Origin of the sequence: uncultured Campylobacter sp., from assembly GCF_938040115.1 — a bacterium.
In the GTDB taxonomy this organism is placed as follows: domain Bacteria; phylum Campylobacterota; class Campylobacteria; order Campylobacterales; family Campylobacteraceae; genus Campylobacter_A.
On record NZ_CALHXD010000046.1, the window covers coordinates 1 to 2,277 of the forward strand.

A 2,277-nucleotide genomic window follows, 5' to 3' on the forward strand; every position below is an offset into this window, starting at 1 on the left:
GGCGTAATATTTTTATATTCGTATAAGTTTAAAAGAAAGCCTATATTATCGTAAATTTAAAAATAAACTTAAAAATAAATAATTCATAAAAATTAATCTAAAAAATACAAAATTCGTCAGCCAAATGACGGAAATAAATTTTTAAAGGTAATACAATTAGCTCAAGATTTAAGAGAAATCAAGAATCAAAAAACAAGTAGAAGGGAGAATTTATGAAACGACATAAATTTGTGATCGCCGATTACAAACGTTGTATCGGTTGCGCTACTTGCATGGCGGCATGTTTCCGTAGCGCCTATGAGCGCGGCAAGCTCTCAAAGGCTAGGCTAACTGTATTGCGCCAGGCAAAGGGCGTCATGCCGACGCAGTGTCGCCAGTGCGATGACGGTCCTTGCGCGAACGTGTGCCCTACCGGGGCGCTAAGGTTTGACGATAACTACATCGAGCTTCACGAGGAGATATGTATAGGCTGCAAACTCTGCACTATCGCTTGCCCTTACGGCGCGATAAGCTCGAGCGCCGAGCTCATGCCGTCGGTTAACTACGCGGTAGAGCCCAAATACTACCTCGAAATCGAAAGCCAGGCCGGCGCGAAAAACACTGCGATAAAGTGCGATATGTGCTTTGGGCGCGAAAACGGCCCTGCGTGCGTGGAGGTTTGTCCGACCAGCGCTATCATCATGGTCGATCCTTTGCACAGCCATCACAAGCTTGGCAACAAGATCGAGCAAGAAGCCGCTCAGGCTTTCGTCGATAAAATTTTACGCGGAAGCGGAAATTTAAAAGAGCCTCACGTTTTAGCCGATATCGGCGCTCAGGACGTGGACGGCGAGGGCGACGTCATCGTTATCAAGGAGCTTGACAAAACTCCTAGCGAGCAAGCAAGAGAGCAAGCGGCGTCAAATTCGCGCGCTATGAACGACGAAAATAGCGGCGCAAAAGGGGGTGCGAGATGGTAGGCGTGTATCTGCTTTTCTTAGTTAGCGCCGCCGTTAGCATCCTGCTCTACGGCGCTCAAAAATCAGCCGTCAAAATCGGCTTTGGACTAAGCGCGATCAGCTGTTTTTACGCGCTTTGCTACTTTGTGGCGCATATGGGGACGATACAGGGCTTTGCTCTTGGCGGAGACTTTTTATACGCGCCGAAATTTGAGCTAACTCCGCTTGGAAATTTCTTTAGCTTCGTAGTCGTCTTTATCGGCTTTGCCAGCAGCGTCTACGGTATGAGCTACGCGGAGGAATACATAAAAAAAGCAAGCGTAGGCGTTTTTGCCTGTTTGTTCAACCTTTTCATCCTTTCGATGCTTCTAGTCATCAGCGCAAATAACGTATTTTGCTTCATCGTTTTGTGGGAGCTTATGACGCTTATTTCGTCTTTCCTCATCCTCGTAAACGACGGCAAAGGCACGCTAAAAGCGGTGATGGTATATCTAGGTATCGCTCAAGTCGGCGCGTTTTGTATCACTTGCGGACTGCTAATAATGGCTCACTACGCCGGCAGCGCCGAGTTTAGCAAATTTGCCCATCTAAATATGCCGACTGCGGCTAGCGTCGTGGTGTTTATATTATTTTTGGTCGGTTTTGGCAGCAAGGCCGGTATGTGGCCTTTCCACGTATGGCTACCGATGGCTCACCCGGCCGCTCCTTCAAACGTCTCTGCTCTAATGAGCGGCGTTATGATAAAGGTTGCGCTATTTACTCTAGTCAAATTTACGCTTTTCTTACCGCTAAGTATATATTTTGGTCTAGCGGTTTTGATCCTGGGTGCTGCTAGCTCACTGTTTGGCGTTCTTTACGCTCTTTGTCAGCACGACTACAAAGCGCTTCTTGCCTATCACTCAGTTGAAAATATCGGTATCATCTTGCTTGGTCTTGGCACCGGTTTATACGGTCTAGCTGCTGGAAATACGACGCTTGCCGCGATCGGATTTTTAGCAGGATGCTACCACGTAGTTAACCACGCGATATTTAAAGGACTATTGTTCCTTTGCGCGGGTTCTGTTCTGCACGCTACGCACACTCGCGATATGGACGTGCTAGGCGGCCTAGCTAAAAAGATGCCTTGGACGTCTGTGGGTATGTTTATCGGTATCATGGGTATCGCAGCGCTTCCTCCGGTTAACGGCTTCGTATCAGAGTGGTTTACATATCAAGGCATGCTTCAAGGCGCGCTAGAGCAGGGCATTTTTACTAGATACGCCTTTACGCTTTCAGTCGTCGCTTTAGCGCTTACGGGCGTGTTAGTCGGCATGCACCTTAAGCTTTATGCCGTAATCTT

At 47.7% G+C, this 2,277-nt stretch carries 2 protein-coding genes; both read left to right on the plus strand.

The annotated features are described in order from the left end of the window. Nucleotides 1-212: 212 nt before the first annotated feature. On the plus strand, nucleotides 213-959 hold the full coding sequence (locus Q0314_RS01885; protein ID WP_297969657.1) for a 4Fe-4S dicluster domain-containing protein: 747 nt from the start codon (nucleotides 213-215) through the stop codon (nucleotides 957-959). Next, a partial coding sequence (locus Q0314_RS01890) for a proton-conducting transporter membrane subunit (protein ID WP_298055904.1) occupies nucleotides 953-2,277 on the plus strand: 1,325 nt, incomplete at its 3' end. The genes Q0314_RS01885 and Q0314_RS01890, both read left to right, overlap by 7 nt.